General features: G+C 68.0%; 26 protein-coding genes. 6 read left to right on the forward strand and 20 right to left on the reverse strand.

Features of this window, described 5'->3' with window-relative positions; all coding sequences use genetic code 11:
• Positions 1-17 precede the first annotated feature (17 nt).
• From fliJ to fliF, 5 genes are read right to left on the reverse strand one after another with little or no spacing between them, the layout of a single operon-like run.
• On the reverse strand, positions 18-467 hold the full coding sequence (gene fliJ, locus ABFG95_RS26545; protein ID WP_006385228.1) for a flagellar export protein FliJ: 450 nt from the start codon (positions 465-467) through the stop codon (positions 18-20).
• A complete protein-coding gene (fliI, locus tag ABFG95_RS26550; protein ID WP_049074327.1) occupies positions 460-1,935 on the reverse strand; it encodes a flagellar protein export ATPase FliI in 1,476 nt (491 codons plus the stop codon). The genes fliJ and fliI overlap by 8 nt, the downstream gene beginning before the upstream one ends.
• Positions 1,932-2,675, reverse strand: a complete 744-nt coding sequence (gene fliH / locus ABFG95_RS26555) for a flagellar assembly protein FliH (protein ID WP_049074325.1) — start codon at positions 2,673-2,675, stop codon at positions 1,932-1,934. The genes fliI and fliH overlap by 4 nt, the downstream gene beginning before the upstream one ends.
• Complete coding sequence (gene fliG / locus ABFG95_RS26560; protein WP_049074321.1) at positions 2,668-3,678, reverse strand: flagellar motor switch protein FliG; 1,011 nt, start codon at positions 3,676-3,678, stop codon at positions 2,668-2,670. The genes fliH and fliG overlap by 8 nt, the downstream gene beginning before the upstream one ends.
• Positions 3,668-5,341 carry a flagellar basal-body MS-ring/collar protein FliF gene (gene fliF, locus ABFG95_RS26565; protein ID WP_054416214.1) on the reverse strand — a complete coding sequence of 558 codons (1,674 nt, stop codon included), beginning with the start codon at positions 5,339-5,341 and terminating at the stop codon, positions 3,668-3,670. The genes fliG and fliF overlap by 11 nt, the downstream gene beginning before the upstream one ends.
• Positions 5,342-5,689: 348 nt before the next feature.
• On the opposite strand from fliF, the gene fliE reads away from it, so the two are divergent.
• Positions 5,690-6,022 carry a flagellar hook-basal body complex protein FliE gene (gene fliE / locus ABFG95_RS26570; RefSeq protein WP_049074315.1) on the forward strand — a complete coding sequence of 111 codons (333 nt, stop codon included), beginning with the start codon at positions 5,690-5,692 and terminating at the stop codon, positions 6,020-6,022.
• A gap of 278 nt (positions 6,023-6,300) precedes the next feature.
• On the opposite strand, the gene ABFG95_RS26575 is transcribed toward fliE, so the two are convergent.
• From ABFG95_RS26575 to ABFG95_RS26605, 7 genes are all read right to left on the reverse strand, one after another.
• The gene (locus tag ABFG95_RS26575) at positions 6,301-7,098 is read right to left on the reverse strand and encodes a hypothetical protein (protein ID WP_049074312.1); all 798 of its coding nucleotides are present in this window, start codon (positions 7,096-7,098) and stop codon (positions 6,301-6,303) included.
• Positions 7,099-7,122: 24 nt separating this feature from the next.
• The gene (locus ABFG95_RS26580; RefSeq protein ID WP_348995097.1) at positions 7,123-7,437 is read right to left on the reverse strand and encodes an EscU/YscU/HrcU family type III secretion system export apparatus switch protein; all 315 of its coding nucleotides are present in this window, start codon (positions 7,435-7,437) and stop codon (positions 7,123-7,125) included.
• Positions 7,437-8,798 (reverse strand): flagellar hook-length control protein FliK, encoded by a 1,362-nt coding sequence (locus ABFG95_RS26585; protein ID WP_348995098.1) that lies wholly within the window; start codon positions 8,796-8,798, stop codon positions 7,437-7,439. The genes ABFG95_RS26580 and ABFG95_RS26585 overlap by 1 nt, the downstream gene beginning before the upstream one ends.
• Complete coding sequence (locus tag ABFG95_RS26590; protein WP_049074307.1) at positions 8,795-9,148, reverse strand: flagellar protein FliT; 354 nt, start codon at positions 9,146-9,148, stop codon at positions 8,795-8,797. The genes ABFG95_RS26585 and ABFG95_RS26590 overlap by 4 nt, the downstream gene beginning before the upstream one ends.
• 48 nt (positions 9,149-9,196) lie before the next feature.
• Entirely contained in the window at positions 9,197-9,625 is a 429-nt protein-coding gene (fliS, locus tag ABFG95_RS26595; protein WP_054416212.1) for a flagellar export chaperone FliS, read from the reverse strand.
• Positions 9,626-9,643: 18 nt separating this feature from the next.
• Positions 9,644-11,032 carry a flagellar filament capping protein FliD gene (fliD, locus tag ABFG95_RS26600; RefSeq protein ID WP_348995099.1) on the reverse strand — a complete coding sequence of 463 codons (1,389 nt, stop codon included), beginning with the start codon at positions 11,030-11,032 and terminating at the stop codon, positions 9,644-9,646.
• A gap of 144 nt (positions 11,033-11,176) precedes the next feature.
• Entirely contained in the window at positions 11,177-11,554 is a 378-nt protein-coding gene (locus ABFG95_RS26605; RefSeq protein WP_049074301.1) for a flagellar protein FlaG, read from the reverse strand.
• Positions 11,555-11,697: 143 nt separating this feature from the next.
• Here ABFG95_RS26605 and ABFG95_RS26610 point away from each other — a divergent pair, with 143 nt between their 5' ends.
• On the forward strand, positions 11,698-12,435 hold the full coding sequence (locus tag ABFG95_RS26610; RefSeq protein WP_054416211.1) for an IclR family transcriptional regulator: 738 nt from the start codon (positions 11,698-11,700) through the stop codon (positions 12,433-12,435).
• Between the two features lie 71 nt (positions 12,436-12,506).
• Here the strand turns inward: ABFG95_RS26610 and ABFG95_RS26615 are convergent, their stop codons facing one another.
• The 4 genes from ABFG95_RS26615 to ABFG95_RS26630 all read right to left on the reverse strand — a co-directional run bounded on the left by ABFG95_RS26615 (position 12,507) and on the right by ABFG95_RS26630 (position 16,368).
• Positions 12,507-13,673 (reverse strand): acyl-CoA dehydrogenase family protein, encoded by a 1,167-nt coding sequence (locus ABFG95_RS26615; RefSeq protein WP_049074296.1) that lies wholly within the window; start codon positions 13,671-13,673, stop codon positions 12,507-12,509.
• Positions 13,673-14,905, reverse strand: a complete 1,233-nt coding sequence (locus tag ABFG95_RS26620) for a CoA transferase (RefSeq protein ID WP_348995100.1) — start codon at positions 14,903-14,905, stop codon at positions 13,673-13,675. The genes ABFG95_RS26615 and ABFG95_RS26620 overlap by 1 nt, the downstream gene beginning before the upstream one ends.
• A complete protein-coding gene (locus ABFG95_RS26625; RefSeq protein ID WP_059270113.1) occupies positions 14,902-15,873 on the reverse strand; it encodes a tripartite tricarboxylate transporter substrate binding protein in 972 nt (323 codons plus the stop codon). The genes ABFG95_RS26620 and ABFG95_RS26625 overlap by 4 nt, the downstream gene beginning before the upstream one ends.
• A gap of 78 nt (positions 15,874-15,951) precedes the next feature.
• Positions 15,952-16,368, reverse strand: a complete 417-nt coding sequence (locus tag ABFG95_RS26630; protein WP_059270115.1) for a cupin domain-containing protein — start codon at positions 16,366-16,368, stop codon at positions 15,952-15,954.
• A gap of 163 nt (positions 16,369-16,531) precedes the next feature.
• Here ABFG95_RS26630 and folC point away from each other — a divergent pair, with 163 nt between their 5' ends.
• From folC to purF, 4 genes are all read left to right on the forward strand, one after another.
• Positions 16,532-17,842, forward strand: coding sequence for a bifunctional tetrahydrofolate synthase/dihydrofolate synthase (folC, locus tag ABFG95_RS26635; protein ID WP_059270117.1), 1,311 nt, complete (start codon positions 16,532-16,534; stop codon positions 17,840-17,842).
• A 97-nt stretch (positions 17,843-17,939) separates the two neighbouring features.
• Positions 17,940-18,779: an SPOR domain-containing protein gene (locus ABFG95_RS26640; RefSeq protein WP_348995101.1), complete on the forward strand. Its 840-nt coding sequence runs from the start codon at positions 17,940-17,942 to the stop codon at positions 18,777-18,779.
• Entirely contained in the window at positions 18,779-19,267 is a 489-nt protein-coding gene (locus ABFG95_RS26645; RefSeq protein ID WP_025138852.1) for a CvpA family protein, read from the forward strand. Before ABFG95_RS26640 ends, ABFG95_RS26645 begins: the two co-directional genes overlap by 1 nt.
• Positions 19,268-19,297: 30 nt before the next feature.
• Positions 19,298-20,818 carry an amidophosphoribosyltransferase gene (gene purF, locus ABFG95_RS26650; RefSeq protein WP_348995102.1) on the forward strand — a complete coding sequence of 507 codons (1,521 nt, stop codon included), beginning with the start codon at positions 19,298-19,300 and terminating at the stop codon, positions 20,816-20,818.
• Positions 20,819-20,893: 75 nt separating this feature from the next.
• On the opposite strand, the gene ABFG95_RS26655 is transcribed toward purF, so the two are convergent.
• The 4 genes from ABFG95_RS26655 to ABFG95_RS26670 form a co-directional block, all read right to left on the reverse strand.
• Positions 20,894-21,394 carry a YgjP-like metallopeptidase domain-containing protein gene (locus ABFG95_RS26655; RefSeq protein ID WP_054416205.1) on the reverse strand — a complete coding sequence of 167 codons (501 nt, stop codon included), beginning with the start codon at positions 21,392-21,394 and terminating at the stop codon, positions 20,894-20,896.
• 4 nt (positions 21,395-21,398) lie between these two features.
• Positions 21,399-22,013, reverse strand: coding sequence for a nucleotidyltransferase family protein (locus ABFG95_RS26660; protein ID WP_348995103.1), 615 nt, complete (start codon positions 22,011-22,013; stop codon positions 21,399-21,401).
• Entirely contained in the window at positions 22,000-22,482 is a 483-nt protein-coding gene (locus ABFG95_RS26665; RefSeq protein WP_348995104.1) for a disulfide bond formation protein B, read from the reverse strand. The genes ABFG95_RS26660 and ABFG95_RS26665 overlap by 14 nt, the downstream gene beginning before the upstream one ends.
• Positions 22,483-22,550: 68 nt before the next feature.
• Positions 22,551-23,264 carry a MarC family protein gene (locus ABFG95_RS26670; RefSeq protein ID WP_054416204.1) on the reverse strand — a complete coding sequence of 238 codons (714 nt, stop codon included), beginning with the start codon at positions 23,262-23,264 and terminating at the stop codon, positions 22,551-22,553.
• Between the last annotated feature and the right edge of the window lie 20 nt (positions 23,265-23,284).

Raw genomic sequence — 23,284 nt, forward strand, 5'->3', positions numbered from 1 at the left:
GGGCTTCCTGTGGGCAATTAATGCATCCCGGCCTGGCGCTGGACCAGGCGGGCGGAGTATTCGTCGTTGGCGCGCTGCTCGCGGCGGGATTCCACCACGGCCTGCGCGCGCAATTCGCGTTGTGCCAGGGCGTCGTACGAATTGAGCTTGCGCTTTTCCTGCTGCCAGTAAAGACGGCCCTTGGCCAGGTTTTCGTCGGCCTGGCGCAGCACGTTCTGCTGCTGGCCGATGGCGTCGTCCAGGGTGCCGATGAAGCGCTGATAGTTGTGGCAGTCGCTGGCCGACATACCGGTGGTCATGGCCTGTTGCAGGCGCTCCAGATAGTCCTGGCGATAGTCCTGCAGCATGCCGAGCTGGCGTTCGGCATTGGTGCGCTCGGTGCTGAGGCGGCCAAGCAGGCGGGCGGCTTCGTCCGTGCTCTCCTTGGCCAGGTTGATCAGCATGTCCAGAGGCAATTGGCTAGGCATAGGTGTCCCTCAATTCAAAGCTGGCGCGCAACTGTTCCACCGCGTCCTCGTAGCCGACGTTCTCGCCAATATCCTGCTGCAGGAAGGCTTCCAGGCGCGGGTAGCGGGCGATGGCGTCGTCCAGTTGCGGGTCGTTGCCGGCGGCGTACGCGCCCACGGCGATCAGGTCGCGGTTGCGCTGGTAGCGCGACAGCGTCTGTTTGAAGCGGCGCACCACCGAGAACTGCTGCGGCGTGATCAGCGAGGTCATGGCGCGCGAGATCGAGGCCTCGATGTCGATGGCGGGGTAGTGGCCGGATTCGGCCAGATGGCGCGACAGCACCACGTGGCCGTCCAGGATGGCGCGGGCCGAGTCGGCGATCGGGTCCTGCTGGTCGTCGCCTTCGGCCAGCACGGTGTAGAACGCGGTGATCGAGCCGGCCTTGCCGCTGGGCCCGGGCGCGCCCATGCCGGCGCGTTCGACCAGGGTCGGCAGCTTGGCGAACACCGACGGCGGATAGCCTTTGGTGGCGGGCGGCTCGCCGATGGCCAGCGCGATTTCGCGTTGCGCCATGGCGTAGCGGGTAAGCGAGTCCATGATCAGCAGCACGTCCAGGCCCTGGTCGCGGAAGTGTTCCGCCAGGCGCGTGGCATAGGCCGCGCCCTGCAGGCGCAGGAGCGCCGAGACGTCGGCCGGGGCGGCCACCACCACCGAGCGCGCCAGGCCCTCGGGGCCCAGGTTGTGCTCGATGAATTCCTTGACTTCGCGGCCGCGTTCGCCGATCAGGCCGACCACGATGACGTCGGCCTTGGTGTAGCGGGCCATCATGCCGAGCAGCACGCTCTTGCCGACGCCGGAGCCGGCGAACAGGCCCATGCGCTGGCCGCGGCCGACGGTGAGCAGGCCGTTGATCGCGCGCACGCCGGTATCGAGCACGGTGTCGATCGGGGCGCGCGACAGCGGGTTGATCGGCTGGGCCGACAGCGGCGCCAGTTCGGCGCCGGTCAGCGGACCGAGGCCATCCAGCGGCCGGCCGGCGCCGTCCAGCACGCGGCCCAGCAGGGCGTTGCCCACCGGCAGGTGGCGACCCAGCTGCGGCTTGGCGTTGCCATTCAGCTCGGCCTTGCGCGGCAGCGGGATCTGGCGCTGCACGGGCGGTTCGCCGGGCACCACGCGGGCGCCGGGCGGCAGGCCGGAAATGTCGGCCTGCGGCATCAGGTACAGGGTGTGACCGTCGAAACCGACCACTTCGGCGTCGGCCCAGTGGTCGTGGCCGCGGGCGATCTCGATGCGCGCGGCGGCGCCCACCGGCAGGCGCAGCCCCGTGGCGTGCAGCACCAGGCCCGTGGCGCGCGTGATCTTGCCGCTGACCAGCCAGGGGTCGGTCGAGGCGGCGCGGATCGAGCCGATCTGCAGCTGGGTCTGCCAGCGGTCGATCACGGGCACGGCCGGTTGGCCGGGCTGCGCGGGGGCCGGATTGGCGCTCACGCCGGGTCCTCCCAGTGGACGTTGCGGCCCAGCGAGGCCGCGACGCGGCGCCAGCGGGTCTGCAAGGTGGCGTCGATGTCGCCGAATGGCGTCTCGGCGCGGCAGCCGCCGCGGGCGATGGATTCGTCGGCCAGCACGCGCCAGTGGCCTTCCTTGAGCTCGTCGGCCAGATGCAGGCGGATCAGCTCGATGTCGGCCGGATTGGCCCACAGGCGCATCTGGCCGCCGGCGGTGGGGTTGATGTGCAGCACTTCGCGCACGGCGCTGGCCACGGTCTCGGGCTGCTCGGCCAGCGTGGTGCGCACGACCTGCTGGGCGATGTCCAGCGCCAGCGTCAGCAGGCTCTGGCCCATCTTTTCTTCCAGCGATCCCACCGATTCAGCGCAGGCTTGCAGCAACGCGTGCAGCTGTTGCGCTTCCTGGGCGCCTTGTTCGCGCGCCTGGGCCAGGCCTTCGGCATAGCCGGCTTCGCGGCCGGCGGCCAGGCCCGCTTCATGGCCTTCGGCGCGGCCGGCTTCCAGGCCGGCGGCATGACCTTGCGCGTAACCTTCCTCGCGGCCCTCGGCGATGGCCTGGGCGCGCAACTGGGCCATCACCACTTCCGGGTCGGGGCCCGGGTCGGGTTCCGGCTCGGGTTCCACTTCGACGGGCGGCGGCTCGTCGAACGACAGCATCTGCCAGCGCCGCCAGGCGGCGCTGCGCGAGATGAGCGTCGACTGGCCGGTATCCGCTTCAGACATACGCGTCGTCTCCGGAATTGCCCAGGACGATCTGGCCGCTCTCGGCCAGGCGGCGGGCGATCTGCAGGATCTTCTTCTGCTCGCCCTCGACCTTCGACATGCGGATCGGGCCTTGCGCTTCCAGGTCTTCGCGCAGCATCTCGGCGGCGCGGCTGGACATGTTGCGCAGGAACTTGGCGCGCAGCTCTTCCTGGGCGCCCTTGAGCGCGACCATGAGCGTGTCGTTGTCGATTTCCTTGAGGATGAGCTGGATCGCGCGGTCTTCGACGTCGAGCAGGTTGTCGAACACGAACATCTCGTCGATGATCTTCTGCGCCAGGTCGTTGTCGCGTTCGCGCAGGCTGGCGACCACGGTTTCCTCTTCGGCCGAATTCATCATGTTGAGAATCTCGGCCGCGGTGCGCACGCCGCCCATCTTGCTGCGCTTGGCGCCCTGGCCGGCCAGCACGGAATTGAGCACTTCGGTCAGTTCCGACAGGGCCGCGGGCTGCACGCCGCCGAAGGTGGCGATGCGCAGCATGACGTCGTTGCGCAGGCGGTCGGTCAGCAGCGCCAGCACGCCGGCGGCGCGGTCGCGTTCCAGGTGCACCAGGATGGTGGCGATGATCTGCGGGTGCTCGTCGCCGATCAGCTCGGCCACGGTGTGCGGGTCGAGCCAGTTCAGGGCGTCGATGCCGCTGCCGCCTTCGCCGGCTTCCAGGATGTCCTCGATCAGGCCGGCGGCGCGGTCGCTGCCCAGCGCCTTGGTCAGCACGGTGCGGATGTAGTCGTCCGATCCCAGCGTGACGGCCATGAACTGGTCGGCTTCCTGGCGGAACTCCTCCAGCACCACGGCCACGTCGTTGCGGGTGACCTGCTTGAGGCTGGCCATGGCGGCGCCGACCTGCTGCACTTCGCGGGCGGTGAGGTACTTGAAGACCTCGGCGGCGGCGTCTTCACCCAGCGACATCATCAGGACGGCGCTGCGCGTCATGCCGTCCATGGGCTTGGCATCATTTTTCATCTTTGGTCATCCAGGTGCGCAGGACCATCGCGACGGCGCGCGGATCCTTGTTCGCCATCGTGCGGGCGCGTTCCAGGTTGTCCTGGTAACGGTCGGTTTCCTTGGCGCGGGCCAGGTCCTGGGCCTCGCGCTGGGCTTCGATGCGCTCGGCCTCGGCCACTTCAGGATCGACCGGCGGGTACAGGTAGTCGCCCACCGAGCGGCGGATCTTGCGGTACAGCCACAGGGCCAGCACGCCACCCACCAGCCAGGCCAGGATGGTCTTGAACAGGGCGATCATTTCCGGATCGCGCCACATCGGCACGGCCGGCGGACCGTCGTTGAACTGGCTGTTGACCAGGTTCAGCGAGTCGCCACGGCTTTCGGAGTAGCCCATCGCCTCGCGCACCAGGTTGGTGAGCTTGCTCAGTTCCTCGGGCGGCAGGGCGGCCAGTTCGCCGTCCTTGTCGCGCACGTAGTTGACCACCACGGCGACCGACAGGCGCTTGAGCGTGCCGACCGGCTGCTTGATGTGGCTGATGGTGCGGTCGACCTCGTAGTTGGTGGTGGCGTCGCGGCGATCGCTGACGGTGCCGCCGGCGCCCTGGGCGCCAGCGCCGGTGGTGGTCTGCTGTTGCTGCTGGCCTTGTTGTTGCGGCTGGCCCGGGCGCGGCGGCTGGGTCTGCGGCGGGTTGGCGATCGGCGCCTGGGCGTTGGCCGGGGGCTGGTTGGACAGCGCGCCAGGCACGCCCTGCGCGGGATTGATGCCGCGCTGGTTCGACTCGCTGGTCTGCTGGCTGCGGATGGCGGCCTGGCCGGGCTCCTGGTTGGGGCGGTAGACCTCGGAGGTTTCCTCGCGGCGCGAGAAATCCATTTCGGCGCTGGCCTGGGCGTGGACGTTGCCCGGGCCGACCAGCGGGTTGAGGATGGTGAGGATGCGTTCGACGGTGCGCTGCTCGGTCTCGCGGACCATGCGCATCTGGTCGGCGTCCATGCCGCGGCCCTCGCCGGTGGGGGCGGACAGCAGGCGGCCGTTCTGGTCGACGATCGAGACGTTTTCGGCGGTCAGTTCCGGCACGCTGGAGGCGACCAGCCAGGAAATGGCCGAGACCTGGGCGTCGCTCAGGCTGCGGCCGGGGTAGACGTTCAGCAGCACCGAGGCGGTCGGCGGCTGGCGTTCACGCACGAACAGCGACTGGCGCGGCATGGCCAGGTGCACGCGGGCGTGCTGCACGGTGTGCATGGATTCGATCGAGCGCGCCAGTTCGCCTTCGAGGCCGCGCTGGTAGTTGATCTGTTCGGCGAACTGGCTGGCGCCGAAACGGGCGTTGTCCATTAGTTCGAAGCCGACCGAGCCGCCGCGCGGCAGGCCCTGCGAGGCCAGTTGCAGGCGGGCGTCGTAAACGCGGTCTGCCGGCACCAGCAGGGCGGTGCCGGTGTCGTTGTACTTGTACGGCACGTTCATGGAGCCCAGGGCGGTCACGATGGCGCCGCCATCGCGGTCGTCCAGGTTCGAGAACAGCACCTTGTACTTGGGCTCGCTGCTCCACATCGCCACGGCGACGATCAGCGCGACCAGCGCCGCGGCCGCGCCGAGCAGGATCGGCTTGGGCAGGGCACGTATCTTTTCCAACACGGGAAACTTCGCCAGAAGCGACGCGCTCAGGGTAGCCTGCTGATTCATTGGCGGCTCCCGCTGGCTTCGCGGAGCAGGGAAAATGACTTCATGTTCGGGTAGGGCAGATTACACATGCAACGTGCTTCTGGTCTGGGGAGAGCCTGGATTATTGCTGCTGCGTTAGCAAACCCAATCGTTGAAAACAGCGGTTTTTTGGCGTTACTTGTCCTCTATGTCGACAAGCGAGCGCGGCAGGTGGACGCGGGCGGTCGCGACGGGTGCCGGCCGCTGTGGGGCATTCGCGGAAATATCGGGTGTTTTGGCGGCTTTTAGCCGCTATGGCGCGCGCGATGGCGGGTTACGCTGCCAGCATCCTGGGCGTAGTCCCTCGTCCTACCAGCAAGGAATAACGTAATGGCTGTATCAGGCTTGTCCGGCATCGAAAGCATGCTTCAGCAGATGCGCGTGGCGGTAACCAAGGCCGAAACCGGCAACCTGGCCGCCGGCGAAAGCGTGGCCCAACCCGACGGCTTCGCCGCCGAGCTGCATCGCTCCATCCGCCGCGTCACCGCCGCGCAGAACGCCGCCACCGCCCAGGCCAAGGCCTTTGAACTGGGCGCGCCCGACGTGTCGCTCAACGACGTCATGATCGACCTGCAGAAAGCCAGCATCGGCTTCCAGACGGCCGTCCAGGTGCGCAACAAGCTGGTCGCCGCCTACAAGGAAATCTCGTCGATGGCCGTGTAACGGCCAGTCGGAGCGGATCACGGGGGGGGGGGGGCGGCAGCCGCGCCTGCCCCGCGCGAAGGCACGTTGCCAGCGGTTGTGGTCAGCCGTTGGCGATTGGTGTTTCCACCGGCCGTTGTGGCCCGCCGTTCCTGTCGGTCGTTTTTGTTGGTTGTTATTGTCGGTTGTTCTTGCCGGTCGTTGCGGTCAACGGCCTTTCTCAGGCCCGTTCGCCCGCCGCGTTTTCGGCGCCGAACCGGGGCGCCTCTGCTCCCCGTGCGGCATGCATGCCCGTGCGGTCAGCGGGCAGTCTTCTCCAGCCGCCACACCACCTGCTGCAACCAGTTCTCCTGGCGCGCGTCCAGGTTCAGGAAGACCGCGCCCAAATGGCTCATTGGCGGCTCGCCCGTCAGCGACACGTGGGTCGGCGCCGGCTCGTCGGGGCTGGCGGCCTGGGTCATGGGCTGGCCCGAGATCGGGTATACATTGCGGACTTCCAGGTGCGCATTGAGCTTGCCCAGCTCGCCGAAATCCAGTTGCACGTCTTCGAGCACCGTGCCGCGTTGCGGCAGGGCCTGCACCGCCAGCTCCGCCCGCAAGCCCACCCCGTCCACCGAAATATCGCGCACCGAGAAGCTGATCGGCTTGTCGGTGGGAGCGGGGCGCCAGGACGCCTGGCAGCGGTTGGCATGGGTCACCAGCGAGGCCCGGAACATCTTGCGGCGCTGGATGCGCGCCAGACGTTCGGGGAAGGGCGACATCAGCGCCGCGCTGCCGTCATCGAAATGGATGACTTCGGGACGCGAGACGCGGAAGCGGATCTGCACGCCGCCGTAAGCCGTCGCGTGGAAATGGAAAGTGGTGCCGCTGAGCAGGCCCATGCTGTCGGACTGCTCGAAGTCGGCGCCCGCGTAATCGCGCGGGCGCCAGAAAAACTGTCGGGTCTGCTTGTCGGCGCCCAGCACCAACACCGCCATTTCCCGGTCCGCGGCGTCACGCACCAGGATGTGGCTGTCGGGGTGCGTCAGTTCGAAGAGCGCGGCGCGCATGTCTTCCGGCCGCGTGAGCAGGAATTCCGGATCGCTGGCATCCAACACGGTGGTGGTCCTTAGAGAGAGGGGTCAGGCAGGCGGCGCGCCTTCGGGGAGTTCGCGCGATTCGAGGCGATAGAGCCAGGCCAGCAATTCTGCCACCGCCACGTAGAGTTGGGGAGGAATATGCGAATCCAGGTCCACCTGCATCAGCAGTCCGACGAGTTCGCGCGATTCGTGCACGTACAGGCCGTTTTCCTCGGCGGCACGCACGATGGTGTCGGCCAACTGGCCGTAGCCCTTGGCCACCACGCGCGGGGCGGCGTCGCGGTCATCGTATGAAATGGCGACCGCGGCATTGCGGTTGGCGTTCGGGCCCTGGTCGGGCGGTGGCACGGTACGCATCAGAAATCCGTGGGGACGACGGGGCGGGGGTCGACCACGTTCACCACCAGGTGGCTGAGCGTGAGGCCGGCGGCCAGCAGGCGCGAGCGCAGCAGGTCGGAGGATTCGTTGATCTCGGCGGCGCTGTGGGGCGCGACCACCTGCAGCACGAGCTGGTCGCCCGCCAGGTTCAGGCGCGCGTCCACCAGGCCCAGGCGCGGCAGGTCGAGCTTCAGGCGGGTGGCCCAGGTGGACCCGGCGGAGTCCGGATCGCCGCCATAGGGGTCGCGCTCCACCTCCCACTCCATTGGAGCGCCAGGCCAGGCCTCGCCCTGCCAGGTCAGGGCCTGGTTGGCCAGTACGTCCAGCTGCTGGCGCACCAGCAAAGTCAGGTCCTGGTGGATGCCGCTGATCGGGGCGCCCGGCGCGGGCGTGCTGGCGCCGCCGGTGGCGGTCGATTCGCCGCCGGCGCGGCCGGTCGGCGCGGTGGTGTCGGCGCGAGGCCGCGCGCCGTCGGCGTCGGCGGCGGCGCCACGGGTAAGGCGGGCCTGCGGTTCCTGTTGTAACTGTGCCGGATTGCTACGGCCGAAGACCATGTCGGTCAGGTGCGATTCGTAGAACAACCCGCTGGTCTGCAGCGCGGCGCGCAGGGCCTGGCCCAGCGCGCGGGCGGAAGGGGCGGCGCCGGCCAGGGCGGCGTGGGCCGCGCCGTCGGCGCCTTTGGCGCCGGCGGGGGCGCCGTCCGCAACGGCGGGGCGTCCGGGTTTGGCGGTTGCGGGGGCGTCCGTGGCGGGGTCGGCCGCGACGGACGCCGCTGCGGCCGCGGCCGTGCTGGCGGCGGAGGCGCCGGCAGGCGCTGCGCCGCCAGGCGTGGGCGCGGTGGCGCCGGGAGCGGGTTGCGTGGCGGGTTGCTGGGGATTGGATTGGCCAGCCGCCGGCTGCGCTGGCGTGCCGCTCGACGGCGCGGGCGCATCCGCCGTCCAGAGGGGCGCGCGGCCCTGCACCGCCGGGGCGGTTTCAGGATACTGGGCCAGCAGGGCCAGGATGGCGCGGGCGGTGGTGCCCAGCGTGGTGGGGGCCGAGGCGGTGGTGTCGCTGCTGGTGACCAGGCCGCGCGCGGCCAGCGCCAGCGCGGCGGCGGTCTTGGCATCGATAACGGTGGCCGGGCGATCGCCGCGGGCGCCGCCCGTCTGTATGCCTTGGCGGGGATCGCGGTTGGAGCCGTCGGCCGAGCCGGGCTTGTCCAGGTTGCCGGGCTGGCTGACCGCATCCGGCCGCGCGCCCGACACCTGGTTGGCGCTGGCGGCGGACATCGTCGTGCCAAGCACGGCATCCAACCGCTGCACCAGGACGTTGCCGAGTGCCGCGGGACCCACGCTCATGCTTCAGGCGCCTGGTAGCCGTAGGCCGAGAGCAGGGTCTGCTGGCGCTTCATGCGCCCCAGCAGCTCGCCCAGCCGGGCCAGTTGCGGCAACGCCAGATCGCGCGTCATCGCGTCGTTCTCCAGGATGCGCACCAGCAGGTCGTATTTCATGGCGCGGCCGGCCTCGTCCAGCGGCGCCGTCGGCTCGGCGATGCGCAGGCGTTCCACCAGTTCGCAGTACTGCTGGCCATGCGCCATCGCCGTATCCCAGTCACCGGCCTGCGCGGCCGTCAGCATTTCGCCCGTGATGAGGGCTATCTCCTGGTAGTGTTCCAGAATAGGGGAGGTGTACTGGGTAAGGGACGTCATGGAAATCTCGGGCGTTCGATGGCGGGCTGGATTTGTGTTTCTGGGCCATCAGGGCTGCGTTACACCAGCCGGTCGGTCGATGGAAGTCTGCCAAGCCTCGGCCAGATCCGCCAACAGGCGGTCGGCGATGTCGAGTTGCTCGGGATCTGCTTTCAGATTTGCCGTCAGCAGGGTGCGGACGATGTAATCGTAGAGCCGGGCGAGGTTGGCGGCGATGTCGCCGCCGGCCTCCATGTTCAACCCGGTCTTCAAGCCTTCATCGACGATCTTGATCGCTTTCGAGATGGCCGCGCCGCGTTCGGCGATGCGGCCGTCCTGCAGGTGGATGCGCGCTTGCCCGATCGCCGCCCGCGCACCCAGGTACAGCAGGGTGATCAGCCGCTCGGGCGTCGCGCTCAAAACCTGGGTTTCCAGGCCGATATCGGCGTAGGAGCGGACGGATTGGGACCCTGTGGGGCGGCGGGCGGCGTAAGTCATTGATGCATCTTCTACAGGTTATTTGCTCGATTTGTTCATCGCCGCAAATTGTTGGGTCAGGTAGTTGCCCGTGACAGCCAGTTGGGAAACGTATTTGTCCAGCGCCACGAAGCGCGTGCGCATTTGGTCCATTTCGGCATCGCTGGCGGCCTTGGCCCGCTTTTGCTGGGCGTCGAGGTCGCTCATGGATTTGGCGAGGCCATCGGTCCGCGTCTTGAGTGAGCCGGTGCTACCCAGGACGTCCTTGAAGGCGGCTTCGAAGTTCTTGGCCAGGCCGTTGCTCCCGGTTAGCAGCTTGGTGACGTCACCGGGGTTCTCGGTCAGGGCCTTGTCGAGCTTGGTCTGGTCGAGCTTGAGCTGGCGCGTCTGCGGATCGGTGGTGATGCCCAGGTCGGCCAGCGAACGGACGGTGCCTTCGCCAAGCACGGCCTGCAGCGCATTGGTCACCGACGACTGGATCGAACGCGTGGTGCCGTCGCCGGTCAGCGGCTGGTTGGTGGCCGCCTTGGCGTCGAAGGCCGTCAGGTTCTTGATGGTCGTTTGCAACGCGTTGTAGGTCTTGACGAAGTCCTGGACGGCCTTGCTGGCGACCGAGGTGTCGGCTTCCAGTTTGAGCGTGATCGGCTTACCGGCCTCGGTCTTCTCGGTCAGGTTCAGCGTGACGCCGTCGATGGCCTTGGAGACGTTATTCGAACCGCTCTTGACCGTGATGCCGTTGATAACCACTTCGGCGTCTTCGGCCTTGTTATTGGCCATGCCGCTGGTGGTGCCGTCGGCGGCGGTGCTGAAGGTCAGGATGTCCTTGAGCGATTGGTCACCGGTGACGGTGATGTTCTTCACCGAGGCCTGGACGCCGGTGTCCTTGGCGGTCAGCATCAGGTAGTTGTTGCCGTTGCCGTCATTGATGACGGTGGCGCGCAGGCCGGACTTGTCGTCGGCGTTGATCGCCTTGACGATGCCGTTGAGGGAGGTGTCGCCCTTCAGATCGATGGTGCGTTTGGTGCCGTCGGCCAGTTCGACCTCGAATGAGCCCGTGTCGCCGTTCTTGGCGGTGCGATCGGCCACGGCACCCGATTGCAGGCTCTGGGCGCGGGCCAGGTTGTTCACATAGATGGTGTACTGGCCCGCGACGGCGCCCTCGGCGGCCACGCTGGCCGTCAAGGCGGTGCCGCCGGTGACGCTGCCTTTGATGGCGGCCATCGTCTCGGTCTTGCCCAGCACGCCGGCCGACTTCTGCAGCGCTTCCAGCGCGCTTTGGAGCTGCGCGTAGGCATCGATGCGGGTCTGGTAGCTTTGGGCGCGGGTGGTGTAGATCGAGAGCTTCTTGTCCTCGGCGTCCTGCAATTTTTTCAGTGTTTCTTCCAGGGGCAAGCCGGAAACCGAACCGAGGTTAGTGATAGAGGCCATGTGAAATTCCTTCCTAGCGATGCGATTCTGTCAAAAATAGGGTGCCGGCGATTGACCGGGTAAGGGCATAAGGCGGGCCTAATTCAATGCTTCCGGCATCGATTGGCGCCAAAACAGGCACGGCGGAAAATATCCGGTGCCATATCAAGCCGTGGTTTTGATGCCGTTTCCTTGCATGTTGACGATCATTTTGGCGATCTTCAGTACGGCTTCACTCGGGATGGTGCGGATGACGTCCCCGGATTTCGCGTCCACCACCGACACCACTACCTGGTGCACGTCGGGATCGACCTCGAACTGCAATTGGGTGGACCAGGCCTTCATCTGTTCGTTGATCTCGTCGAGCGCCTTTTCCAGCGGCAGCTTCTGGGAGGTCGACTGCTCCGATGTGGCGGTGTCGGCGCCACCGCTCTGGCTGCCGGCGGCCGGCGGCGCGACGGTCACCGACGGATCGGCGGTGACCGGCACGGGCGCCGCCGGCGCGGGCGCGAACGTAGCGGGGGCTAAGGGGGTTACGGCCATGATCACTCCAACGGCGATGAGGGCGTCTCGGAGGAACGCGCTGTTTTCAGGGAATTCTCAGCTACGATTACGGCAGTCCCGCAGGGAACTTTAGGGCCCGGCGCGGACGGTTGTTTCATGTGCTAACAAGTTGGGAACGGGCAATGAGTGTCAAGACGGCGCTGCGAGTCATCGAAATCATCGAAACCTATGCCCGGGAGAAGCGCGCACTGCCCCTGTCTGAACTGGCCCGGCTGCTGGACGTGCCGGTGTCGAGCTGCCTGGCGCTGATCCGAACCCTGACCGGCCTGGGCTATCTCTATGAAACCGGCCGCCGCCAGGGCTATTACCCGACGGGCCGCCTGCTGGCGATGGCGCAGCGCATCGCCCGCGCCGACCCGGTGCTGGACCGGGTCTACCCGAGCCTGGTCGAACTGCGCGATGCCACCCGCGAAACCGTTGTATTCGCCAAGCTGACGCAGGATGGCCGGGTGGTCTATCTGGACGTGCTGGACTCGCCCCATACGATCCGATACGCGCCGGTTGCCGGCGAGTTCAAGGACGTACACGCCAATTCGCTGGGCAAAGCGCTCATGTCGCTGATGGACGAGCCGGCCCGCGACGCGCTCCTGGCCGCCACGCCGTTGACGCGCTACAACGACCGCACGCTGGTCACGCGCGAGGCGGTATTGCAGGACATCGACCGGTCGCGCCAGCGCGGCTGGTTCATGAACAGCGGCGAGTCGATTCCCGACGTGGGTGCCATCGCCTGGCCGGTGACGCTGTCAGGCGAGCATTACGCCATCTCGGTGGGCGGACCGATCTACCGGATCGAGCCGTGCCAGGAAGAGTACGCCCGCATTCTGCGGGCGGCCTGCACGGGGCTGGAACAGCAGTCCTGAGGCGGTCCGGGGTGCCCCGGCAAGGCGTCGCCCGGGCGGAAGGCGCGCCGGCCGCGCGCTGGGCAGGCGCCTCAATAGGACTTCGGCAGGCCCAGCACCTTTTCCGCGATGAAGCACATGATCAGCTGCGGGCTGACCGGCGCGATGCGCGGGATGAAGCTCTCGCGCAGCAGCCGTTCCACGTGGTATTCCTTGGCGTAGCCCATCCCGCCCAGCGTCATCACCGCCGTCTGGCAGGCGTTGTAGCCGGCCTCGGCCGCCAGGTACTTGGCGGCGTTGGCGGCCGGGCCGCAGGGCTGGCCGGCGTCATACAGGCTGGCGGCCTTGAACACCATCAGGTCGGCCGCCTCCAGTTGCATCCAGGCCTGCGCCAGCGGGTGCTGGATGCCCTGGTTCTGGCCGATGGGCCGGCCGAACACCTTGCGCTCGCCGGCATAGCGCACCGCCCGCTCCAGGGCGGCGCGGCCGATGCCCACCGCCTCGGCGGCGATCAGGATGCGTTCCGGGTTCAGGCCATGCAGGATGTATTCGAAGCCGCGGCCTTCCTCGCCGATGCGGTCGGCGACCGGAATCCGCAGGCCGTCGATGAACAGCATGTTCGAATCCACCGCCTTGCGGCCCATCTTCTCGATCTCGCGCACCTCGACCTTGGCGCGGTCCAGGTCGGTGTAGAACAGCGACAGGCCCTGGGTCGGCTTGGCCACGTCCGCCAGCGGCGTGGTGCGGGCCAGCAGCAGCATCTTGTCGGCCACCTGGGCGGTCGAGATCCAGATCTTGCGGCCATGCACCACGTATTCGTCGCCCTCGCGCACGGCGCGGGTGCCAAGCTTGGTGGTGTCCAGGCCGGCGTCGGGCTCGGTCACCGCGAAGCAGGCCTTCTCGCGGCCCGAAATCAGGGGCGGCAGCCAGCGGGCGCGCTGCGCGTCGTTGCCGAACACCACCACCGGGTTCAGGCCGAAGATGTTCATGTGCACGGCCGAGGCCCCGGTGAAGCCGGCCCCCGAGGCGGCGATGGTCTGCATCATCAGGGCGGCCTCGGTCATGCCCAGGCCGGCGCCGCCATGCTCTTGCGGCATGGCGATGCCGAGCCAGCCGTCGCGCGCCAGGTCCGCGTGCAGGGGCTCGGGGAAACCGCCTTCGCGGTCGCGTTCCAGCCAGTACTCGTCCGGATAGCGTTCGCAGATGCGCGACACGGCATCGCGCAAGGCCAGTTGGTCGGGGGTGAATTCGAAGTCCATCAGTGGGTTCCGTCCTGGGTGATGCGATGGGTGAAGAGGGCGTCGATGGCCGTGTCGTCGTAACCGGCTTCGGCCAGCACTTCGCGGCTGTGCTGGCCCAGTGTCGGCGCCGGGCGGCGAATAGCGGTCGGCGTGCCCTGGTAGCGGCCGAGCGGGGCGGGGGTGCGCAGGCGGCCTTCGGTGGGATGGTCGTGGCGCTGCACGAAACCGGTGGCCGCCAGGTGTTCGTCCTCCAGCAGATCGTCCACCGTATAGAGCTGCGAGGCCGGGATGTCGGCGTCCGCCAGCGCCCGCAGCCAGTCCTGGCTAGAGCGGGTGCGGATCACGTCGGCGACGAAGGCGTAGACCTCGTCGATGTGCGCGGCGCGCGCGCCGTGGGTGTGAAAGCGCGGATCCTGGCCCAGTTCGGGTTGGCCGATCAGGGCGAAGAAATTGCGCCAGTGCTTGTCGTTGTAGATCAGCAGGCAGATGTAGCCGTCGGCAGTGGCGTACGGGCGGCGGTGCGACGCCAGCAGCCGCGCGTAGCCGGTGGGGCCGAGCGGTGGCTCGAAGGTCGCCCCGCCCAGGTGGTCGCCCAGTACCAGGTGGGCCATGCCTTCGAACATGGGAATCTCCACCTGCTGTCCCTGGCCGCTGGCCCGCGCATGCAGCACCGCGGACACCAGCGCGATGCCGACGTGCAGGCCGACCGCCCGGTCGGCCAGCGTCAGTGGCGCGTAGCGCGGCACGTCACCGCTCTGGCGCGCCGCCAGCGCCGCGATGCCGGTCTGGCCCTGGATCAGGTCGTCATAGGCGGGACGGCCGGCGTAGGGGCCGGCTTCGCCGAAGCCGTACGCGCCCAGGTAGACGATGCGCGGATTGCGCGCCGCCACCACCTCGTACGACAGGCCCAGCCGGGCCATGGCTTGGGGGCGGATGTTGTAGAGCAGGGCGTCGCAGCTCTCGGCCAGGCGCAGGCAGGCCTCGCGGCCCTCGGGGGTTTTCAGGTCCAGCACCACGGAGCGCTTGTTGCGGTTCAGGTGCAGGTACAGGTGCCCCATGCCCGGATTGCGCATGGGGCCGACCGCGCGCATGTTGTCGCCCGCCGGCGATTCGACCTTGATGACATCGGCGCCGAGGTCGGCCAGCACCTGGGTGGCATAGGGGCCCATCACGACCGAGCTGAGGTCGAGGATGCGCACGCCGGCAAGGGGGCCGGCGGCCTGCGGGGCGGCTGCGTGGGGCATTGTCATTGCTGCTCGATCCCCGCGTCGCGGATCAGCTTGCCCCACAGGTCGCGCTGTTCGCCGACGAACTGGCCGAAGGCTTCCGGCGAGCTGGAGAAAGCGTCAAAGCCCAGGCCCGCCAGGCGCTTGCGCACGTCGGGTTTGGCCACCACCTGCTTGATGGCGTCGTTGAGCTTGGCCACCACCTCGGGCGGCAGGCCGGCCGGGCCGAAATAGCCGTTCCAGGAGTTCAGGTCGAAGTCCGGCACGCCCGACTCGGCCATGGACGGCAGGTCCGGCACGATGGCGCTGCGCTCGGCCGTGGACACGGCCAGCGCCCGCAACTGGCCGGACTGCACGAACGGCAGGCCAGACGCCAGGTCGGTGAACATGAAGTCGACCTGGCCGCCGACCACGTCGGTCAGCCCCTGGGGCGTGCCTTTGTAGGGCACGTGCAGGATGTCGATCTTGGCGCGGTTGGCCAGCGTGGCGCCCGCCACGATGCCGGTGCTGTTGCCGCTGGCGTAGGTGATGCGGCCCGGATGCTGGCGCGCGTCGGCCACCAGGTCGGCCACGCGCTTCCAGGGCCGCTTGGGATTGACCACCAGGATGAAGGGCAGGTTGCCGCCACGCGCGATGGGGGTGAAGTCCTTGACCGGATCGTAGGGAACGTTCTTCATCAGCCAGGGGGCTGCCGAATGCGAGGTGTTGGTGGTGACGAACAGCGTGTAGCCGTCAGGTTTGGCGCGCGCGACGTAGCTGGCGGCGATGGTGGCGTTGGCGCCGGGCTTGTTCTCCACCACGATCTGCTGGCCAAGGATGGTCGACAACTCGGCGCCGAAGATGCGGCCGACCGCGTCGGTGCCAGAGCCGGCAGGGAATGGCACGATCAGCGTGATGGGTTTGTTCGGATAGTCCGCGGCGTGGGCCGCGGGCAGGGCCAGCAGGCTGGCGCCGCCGATCAGGGCGGCTCCCAACAGGCGTGGAAGTTGCATGGTTTGTCTCTCCAGATGGTGGGAAACCGGGCGCGGCTTCTGCGGCCGCTGTCCGGGGATGCCGGGGACCCCGGCGCCTCAGGCGCCGGCGTTGGGCGCGGGGAAATCGCGGATGACGCGGTCGGGGGATTCCTCGTAGGGCGGCGTGTAGATCACCAGCAGTCGGGCAGGCTCGTCGCTGGTCACGGTGAATACGTGCGGAATGTCGGGCGGGAAGTAGCAGCAGTCACCCGGCCCCATGTCGGCCCATTCGTCCTGGACCTGGGCGCGGGCGGTGCCGGACAGCAGGTAACAGACCTGTTCGATGCCGGGATGGGCATGCGGCAGCGCGCCTTTGCCTTTTTCGATCACCCCCAGCAGTACCTCCACGCCGCGCGCGCCCACGGTGTCGGGGCCGATCAGGCGGCGGTTCAGGGTGCCGGTGTGGTTGGCCGGGTGATAGCCGGGCACGTCGGCTTCGCGGATCAGCCAGGCCGGGGTTTTCTGCTGCGTCATGTCGCCTTCCTTCTGAATTCTCATATGTGAATTTATTTTTACGTATGAGAAAAACATCGGCAAGCGGTTTTTCCCGAGAACCCGTGCCGCGCCCTGGGGGATTAGGGAAAACACCGGGCGCGCGCTGCTAAAATCCGCGGTTGTTCACCTTTTCGATGCCGTCATGCCTTCTGCCCTCCCGCCCGCCGCCGGTGCTTCCCTGTCCGTCTGGCTGCAGTACCTGGAATCCATCCACGCCACCGCGATCGACATGGGCCTGGAGCGCGTGCGGGAAGTGGCGGCGCGCATGAACCTGGAACTGTCCGGCGTGAAGTTCGTGGTCGGCGGCACCAACGGCAAGGGCTCGACCTGCGCCATGCTCGAAGCCATCCTGCTGGCGGCGGGTTACAAGGTCGGCCTCTACACCTCGCCGCATCTCATCGATTTCAACGAGCGCGCCCGCGTCAACGGTCAGATCGCCTCGGACGAGGCCCTGATCGAGCAGTTCGCCGCCGTCGAGGCCGCGCGCGGCGAGGTATCCCTGACGTACTTCGAATTCACCACGCTGGCGATCCTGCGCCTGTTCTCGCAATCGCGGCTGGACGCGGTGGTGCTGGAAGTGGGCCTGGGGGGACGCCTGGACGCCGTCAACATCGTCGACGCCGACTGTGCCATCGTCACCAGCGTGGACCTGGACCACATCGAATACCTGGGCGACACGCGCGAGAAGATTGGCTTCGAGAAAGCCCACATCTATCGCGCCGGCCGGCCGGCCATCTGTGCCGACCCGGTGCCGCCGCAGTCGCTGCTCGATTACGTCGCGCAGATCGGCGCCGACCTGTGGCTGTTCAGCCGCGACTACAACTATTCCGGCGACCGTCAGCAGTGGGCCTATGGCGGGCGCGAGCAGCGCCGCAGCGCGCTGGCGTATCCGGCGCTGCGCGGCGCCAACCAGCTGCTGAACGCCTCGGCCGCGCTGGCCGCGCTGGAATCGGTGCGCGACCGCCTGCCGGTGCCCCAGCAGGCCGTGCGCCAGGGATTGCTGCAGGCCTCGCTGCCTGGCCGCTTCCAAATCCTGCCGGGCCAGCCGACCGTGATCCTGGATGTGGCCCACAATCCGCACGCCGCCGCGGTGCTGGCCCAGAACCTGGACAACATGGGTTTCCATCCGTACACCTACGCGGTGTTCGGCATGCTCAACGACAAGGACCTGGCCGGCGTGCTGGCCAAGCTCGGCACCCGCATCGACCACTGGTTCTGCGCCGGCCTGCCCGGGCCGCGCGGTGGCACCGGCGAGCGCCTGGCCGAGCAGGTGGCCGCCGGGTTGCCGGCGGCGCCGGCCGGGGCCGAGGCGCCGGGTGTGTCAGCCTACGCGGATCCGGCCCAGGCCTTCGCCGCGGCGCGCGAACGGGCGGGCGAGAATGATAGAATCGTGGTGTTCGGATCATTTCTCACCGTGGCCTCGGTTTTGCAGTCTCTGGGTCGCAAGGCGTAGGTAAAGCGGCATAGGCAAAACCGGGTGCAGCGTCGTGGCGGTTTGCCGCCATACCCGCAAATCCGCCGCCGCGAGGCGCCGCAAGGAATTCTCTCCCATGGGTTTTTTCAAACGCAAAGATCCTGCCGACCAGGCGCAGCCCTCCAAGCGAGCGGCGGTGCCCAGCGAGGTCCAGGCGGCGGAGTTGCGCGGGCGCGCCCGGCGCCGGCTGGCCGGCGCCATTGCGCTGGTGCTGGCTGCTGTCATCATCCTGCCCATGGTCCTGGACTCCCAGCCGACGCCCGTCGCCGATAACATCCCCATCAAGGTGCCGGAACGCAACACGCCGTTCCAGCCGCAGGTGAGCGAACCACAGGCCGCCGCGCCGGCCACGCCGACGCCGGGCGCCGCGCCCGCCGATCCGTCGGCCGTGCAGACGCCGCCGCCGCTCACCTCGGCCCAGCCGCCGGCCACCACGCCGCCCGCCACCACACCGCCCGCCGCGACGCCGCCCATGGCCACGCCGCCGCAGGTAGCCGCCACCACGCCGCCGCGCGCGCAGCCGGCCACGCCGCCCAAGCCGGAATCCAAGCCCGAGCCCAAGCCGGCCACGCCCAAGCCCGAAACCCGTTCCGATGACGGCGCCCGCGCCCTGGCATTGCTCGAAGGCCGCGCGGCGCCCGCCGCGGCCGCCACGCCAGCGGCCAAGCCGCCGGCCGCCAAGGGCAATTTCGTGCTGCAGATCGCGGCCTACACCACGTCCGAGGACGCCCAGTCGCGGCGCGCCAAGCTGCATCAGGCCGGGGTGACCAACGCATTCGTCGAGCAGGCTTCCATCGGAGGCAAGCAGCAGTACCGTCTGCGGGTGGGGCCGTTCCCCTCGCGCGAGGCGGCGCAGGCGGCCCAGGCGCGGTTGCGCACCCTGGGCTATGACAACGGTTTCATTGCCGCCCAGTAGTGACCGGCTTCGACTTCGTCGTGCTGGCCATCCTGGCGGTATCGGGTGTGCTGGGCCTGGTGCGCGGCCTGCTCAAGGAAGTGCTGTCGCTGGTCGCGTATCTGCTGGCCTTCGTGGCCGCGATCTGGTGGGGGCCCACGGTCTATACCTGGCTGGAGCCCTATATCGAAACAACGCTGCTGCGCATGGGTGTCTCGTACGCGGTGGTTTTCATTATCGTGCTGCTCGGCGTGGGGTTGGTCAACATGACGCTTGCCGCCTTGATCCGCAGCACCGGGCTGGGTCCGGCCGATCACGGCCTGGGCGGCATGTTCGGACTGGCCCGGGGGCTGCTCATCGTGCTGGCGCTGGTCGCCGCCGCCGGCTATACGCCGTTGCCGCAGGAGCCGTGGTGGCAGGACGCCATGTTTTCGCATTCGGCCATCGAGGCCATCAAACATATCAAGACGTGGCTGCCGCCGTCCCTGGCGACATGGCTGCCGTATTGATTAGCTTCACATCAACCAGGAAATCTCACCATGTGTGGAATCGTAGGGGTCATCGGGCGCGGGCCGGTCAACCAGCTGCTCTATGACAGCTTGCTGCTGTTGCAGCATCGCGGGCAGGATGCCGCGGGCATCGCGACGTCGCAAGGCAACCAGTTCAATATGTACAAGGCGCACGGCCTGGTGCGCGACGTATTCCGCACGCGCAACATGCGTGCCCTGCCGGGCACCTCGGGCGTGGGCCAGGTGCGTTATCCCACCGCCGGCTCCAGCGCCAGCGAGGAAGAGGCCCAGCCGTTCTACGTCAACGCGCCGTTCGGCATCATGTTCGCCCACAACGGCAACCTGACCAACTGGCGCGAGCTGCGTGAATCGCTCTACCGCGTCGACCGCCGCCATATCAACACCAATTCCGACTCGGAAGTGCTGCTGAACGTGCTGGCCCACGAGCTGCAATCGGCCGCCAGCGGCGTGTCGCTCGATGACGACGCCATGTTCCGCGCCGTTGCCGCCGTGCACAAGCGCGTGCGCGGCGCCTACGCCGTGGTGGCGCAGATTTCCGGTTACGGCCTGCTGGCGTTCCGCGATCCCAACGGCATCCGTCCGCTGTGCATCGGCCGCCAGGAGACCGACGAAGGCGTCGAGTGGATGGTGGCTTCGGAATCCGTGGCGCTGGAAGGCAGCGGTTTCGCCTTCGTGCGCGACGTCGAGCCGGGAGAGGCGGTGTTCATCGACCTGGACGGCCGCTTCGTCAGCCGCCAGTGCGCCGACAATCCGCAGCTGGTGCCATGCATTTTCGAATACGTCTACTTCGCCCGCCCCGATTCGTTGATCGACGGCGTGTCGGTGTACGACGCGCGCCTGCGCATGGGTGAATACCTGGCCGACAAGGTCGCGCGCAACATGCGCCTGGGCGACATCGACGTGGTCATGCCGATCCCCGATTCCTCGCGCCCGGCCGCCATGCAACTGGCCGCGCGCCTGAACCTGGACTACCGCGAAGGCCTGATCAAGAACCGCTACGTCGGCCGCACCTTCATCATGCCCGGCCAGGCCGTGCGCCGTAAATCGGTGCGCCAGAAGCTCAATGCCATCGGCATGGAATTCAAGGGCAAGAACGTGCTGCTGGTGGACGACTCCATCGTGCGCGGCACCACCAGCCGCGAGATCGTCGACATGGCGCGCGCCGCCGGCGCCAACAAGGTGTACTTTGCCTCGGCCGCGCCTCCGGTGCGCTTCCCCAACGTCTACGGCATCGACATGCCGACGCAGAGCGAACTGATCGCCACCGGCCGCAGCGACGAGGAAATCGCCCGCGCGATCGGCGCCGACAGCCTGGTCTACCAGGACCCGCACGACATGCAGCAGGCGGTGCGCGACCTGAACCCGAAGCTGTCGCGCTTCGAAGCGTCGTGCTTCGATGGCGAGTACATTACCGGCGACATCACCGCGGAATACCTGGCTCGCCTGGGCCAGTCGCGCGCGGAGCCGGGCGATGGCGAAGGCGCCAGCGGCCTGCAGTTCAACATGGGCTATGCTGCCAACGACGCCTGAGGTCGGCGCCCCATGCAAAAGCCGCTCCCTGGGGAGCGGCTTTTTTTTGTCCGTGGGCTCGCGCGGGCGGAGGCCTCACCACAGGCTCTCGCCGCTGGCTTCCAGATGGGTCAGGTACAGCCGCAGGTCGAATTCATACTGGTGATATTGCGGCTCCATTAGTCGGCACAGGTTGTAGAAGGCCTTGTTGTGGTCTTTTTCCTTCAGGTGCGCCAGTTCGTGCACCGTGATCATCTTCAGGAATTCCTCCGGCACCGTCTTGAACAGCGTGGCCACGCGGATCTCGTGCTTGGCCTTGAGCTTGCCGCCCTGCACCCGCGAGATGAACGTGTGCTGGCCCAGCGCGTGCTGGATCACATGGATCTTGCTGTCGAAGGCGATCTTGCTGAGCGGCGCGCCGTTGCGGATGTAGGTGTTCTTCAGGTCCACCACGTAGTCGTACAGCGCCTTGTCGGTGCGCACGGCATGCGCGCCGGCGGGATAACGGGCTCGCAGCGCCGGTCCCAGCTTGCCCTGGTCGAGCAGCGCGCGGGCCTGCGCCAGCAGGGGTTCCGGATAACCGGTAAGGTATTTCATGGCGTCAGGAAAGCGGGGAGGGCAGCACCCGCAGGCGCGGCCATTTGTCGGTGTAGCGCTTGGCCAGCAGCCGTTGCGCGTAGAGCGCGGGATCGCGCAGTCCGGGGCTGGGCCGCAGCACCAGGTTGAACAGGTCGTCCAGGCCGTGCGGCGCCAGGATGCGCAGGTGGTCGTCGGCGTCGAGCGACACGCCGATACAGGTGGCGGTCTCGGGCCAGGTGGCGATGCCGGCCGCCAGCGACGCCAGCGGGGGCGGCGCCATGCCGCCGTCGCGGCGCCACAGGTGGACCCGCGCCTGGTTCACCACCTCCCAGGGCGCATCCGGCGCGGCGCCGCGCAGGCGGTGCGCGATAGCGGCCTCTCGCTCCGCCGTCAGGTTGGCGGCGTCGAAATAGACGAAGTCCACATCCGCGGGCGCATGACTGTCTGGAGGCAGGTCGTGCAGATGGTTCCAGACCAGCGTGCGGACCACGCCCGCGCCCAGACACCAGTCGGCCAGGCCGCAATCGCGCGCGGCGCGCAGCCACCGCATCAGCGGTGCGTGATCGCGGACCAGGGCGCGCAGGCGTTCGGCGTGGGGCGCTTCCAATGGCGAGGCGTGCGGCTCAGGCGCGGCCACGGCCGAACGCCGCGGCCAGCGCCATGACCAGCAGGATCACGAACAGCGCCAGGCTCCACAGCGCATACTCGATGCCCAGCACCGGCACCACCGCGTCCATGCAGGTGGCATAGATGCCGAACAGCCAGGGCACGCCGCCATCCAGGCCGATGCCGGTCATGAAGCGGTCGGCGAAGGTCTGGTCGCAGGACAGCATCTTGGCGGCCACGGTGTACTGGTACCAGGCGGCGGCGATGCCGCTGATCGACAGCAGGGCGGCCAGGGACGCGCAGATGCGCGTCAGCGCGCGGCCGCCGCCGAAGCCGCAGACCAGGGCGATGACGCCGATCACCAGGTAGATCAGGCGCTGCAGCACGCACCAGGCGCAGGGCGGCATGTCGAAGGCATACTGGGAGACCAGGGCGATGCCGACGGCGCCAAAGCAGAAGAGGGCGATCAGTCGGAGCAGGCGTTCTGAACGAGAAGTCATGGTTGTTGCAAGGTAAGGGGTTCGCGGGGGCGGAGCCCCCGGTGGATGGCCGGTCCGGCCGCCAGGCGTTAGGCCTTGGGAACCGGAATTGGTTGCATGACCTGCTGCAAGACGCCGAGCAGCAGTTCGCGCGAGCCTTCCCAGAAGATCTGCACGCCCAGGCACAGCATGATGAAGGCCGACATGCGCATGAACACGGCGGTGCCATTATCGCCCAGCCGATGCAGCATCTGCGCGGCAAAGCGCAGGCAGACATACAAAGTCAGCGAAACCACCACGATGCCCGGGATCGAGCCGCCCAAGCGCAGCAGGCTCAGCACGTGGTTCTGGTCGCGCAGCGACACGCCCACGGTGATGGCCGCGGCGATCGAGCCGGGGCCGCAGCTGATGGGGAAGGTCAGCGGGTAGAAGGCGCGCGCCTTGGCCATTTCCGGGGTGAAGGATTCGGCCATGCGGGCCACGCGCTCGGTGTCGGCATCGGGGGAATTGACCAGGCGCCACGCGCTGGCGATCACCAGCATGCCGCCGCCCACCCGCACGATCGACAGCGAGATGCCGAAAAAGCTCAGCAGCACGTTGCCCGCCACCATGGCCACGATCAGCATCAGGCCGACATTGACGGCCACGCGCTTGGCCAGCACCGTGCGGGTTGCCGACGAGGCGCCTTCGGTGAGCGACAGGAAGATGGGGGCGATGGCCGGTGGGTTCAGGAACGGCAGCAACGTGGCCAGCGCGAAGAAGAAGCTGGTCCCCAGCACCCGCAAATATTCGTTTAGCTCCATCGCACGGTATCGCCAAGCCG

The organism is Achromobacter sp. HNDS-1 (assembly GCF_040084795.1).
Taxonomy (GTDB): domain Bacteria; phylum Pseudomonadota; class Gammaproteobacteria; order Burkholderiales; family Burkholderiaceae_B; genus Achromobacter; species Achromobacter ruhlandii.

Bases quoted from the DNA above. Each gene is read 5' to 3' on its own strand.
- fliJ (WP_006385228.1), bottom strand. From the start codon at position 467: ATGCCTAGCCAATTGCCTCTGGACATGCTGATCAACCTGGCCAAGGAG.
- fliH (WP_049074325.1), bottom strand. From the start codon at position 2,675: ATGTCTGAAGCGGATACCGGCCAGTCGACGCTCATCTCGCGCAGCGCC.
- fliG (WP_049074321.1), bottom strand. From the start codon at position 3,678: ATGAAAAATGATGCCAAGCCCATGGACGGCATGACGCGCAGCGCCGTC.
- fliF (WP_054416214.1), bottom strand. From the start codon at position 5,341: ATGAATCAGCAGGCTACCCTGAGCGCGTCGCTTCTGGCGAAGTTTCCC.
- fliE (WP_049074315.1), top strand. From the start codon at position 5,690: ATGGCTGTATCAGGCTTGTCCGGCATCGAAAGCATGCTTCAGCAGATG.
- ABFG95_RS26580 (WP_348995097.1), bottom strand. From the start codon at position 7,437: ATGCGTACCGTGCCACCGCCCGACCAGGGCCCGAACGCCAACCGCAAT.
- ABFG95_RS26585 (WP_348995098.1), bottom strand. From the start codon at position 8,798: ATGAGCGTGGGTCCCGCGGCACTCGGCAACGTCCTGGTGCAGCGGTTG.
- ABFG95_RS26590 (WP_049074307.1), bottom strand. From the start codon at position 9,148: ATGACGTCCCTTACCCAGTACACCTCCCCTATTCTGGAACACTACCAG.
- fliS (WP_054416212.1), bottom strand. From the start codon at position 9,625: ATGACTTACGCCGCCCGCCGCCCCACAGGGTCCCAATCCGTCCGCTCC.
- fliD (WP_348995099.1), bottom strand. From the start codon at position 11,032: ATGGCCTCTATCACTAACCTCGGTTCGGTTTCCGGCTTGCCCCTGGAA.
- ABFG95_RS26605 (WP_049074301.1), bottom strand. From the start codon at position 11,554: ATGGCCGTAACCCCCTTAGCCCCCGCTACGTTCGCGCCCGCGCCGGCG.
- ABFG95_RS26610 (WP_054416211.1), top strand. From the start codon at position 11,698: ATGAGTGTCAAGACGGCGCTGCGAGTCATCGAAATCATCGAAACCTAT.
- ABFG95_RS26615 (WP_049074296.1), bottom strand. From the start codon at position 13,673: ATGGACTTCGAATTCACCCCCGACCAACTGGCCTTGCGCGATGCCGTG.
- ABFG95_RS26620 (WP_348995100.1), bottom strand. From the start codon at position 14,905: ATGACAATGCCCCACGCAGCCGCCCCGCAGGCCGCCGGCCCCCTTGCC.
- ABFG95_RS26625 (WP_059270113.1), bottom strand. From the start codon at position 15,873: ATGCAACTTCCACGCCTGTTGGGAGCCGCCCTGATCGGCGGCGCCAGC.
- ABFG95_RS26630 (WP_059270115.1), bottom strand. From the start codon at position 16,368: ATGACGCAGCAGAAAACCCCGGCCTGGCTGATCCGCGAAGCCGACGTG.
- folC (WP_059270117.1), top strand. From the start codon at position 16,532: ATGCCTTCTGCCCTCCCGCCCGCCGCCGGTGCTTCCCTGTCCGTCTGG.
- ABFG95_RS26640 (WP_348995101.1), top strand. From the start codon at position 17,940: ATGGGTTTTTTCAAACGCAAAGATCCTGCCGACCAGGCGCAGCCCTCC.
- purF (WP_348995102.1), top strand. From the start codon at position 19,298: ATGTGTGGAATCGTAGGGGTCATCGGGCGCGGGCCGGTCAACCAGCTG.
- ABFG95_RS26655 (WP_054416205.1), bottom strand. From the start codon at position 21,394: ATGAAATACCTTACCGGTTATCCGGAACCCCTGCTGGCGCAGGCCCGC.
- ABFG95_RS26665 (WP_348995104.1), bottom strand. From the start codon at position 22,482: ATGACTTCTCGTTCAGAACGCCTGCTCCGACTGATCGCCCTCTTCTGC.
- ABFG95_RS26670 (WP_054416204.1), bottom strand. From the start codon at position 23,264: ATGGAGCTAAACGAATATTTGCGGGTGCTGGGGACCAGCTTCTTCTTC.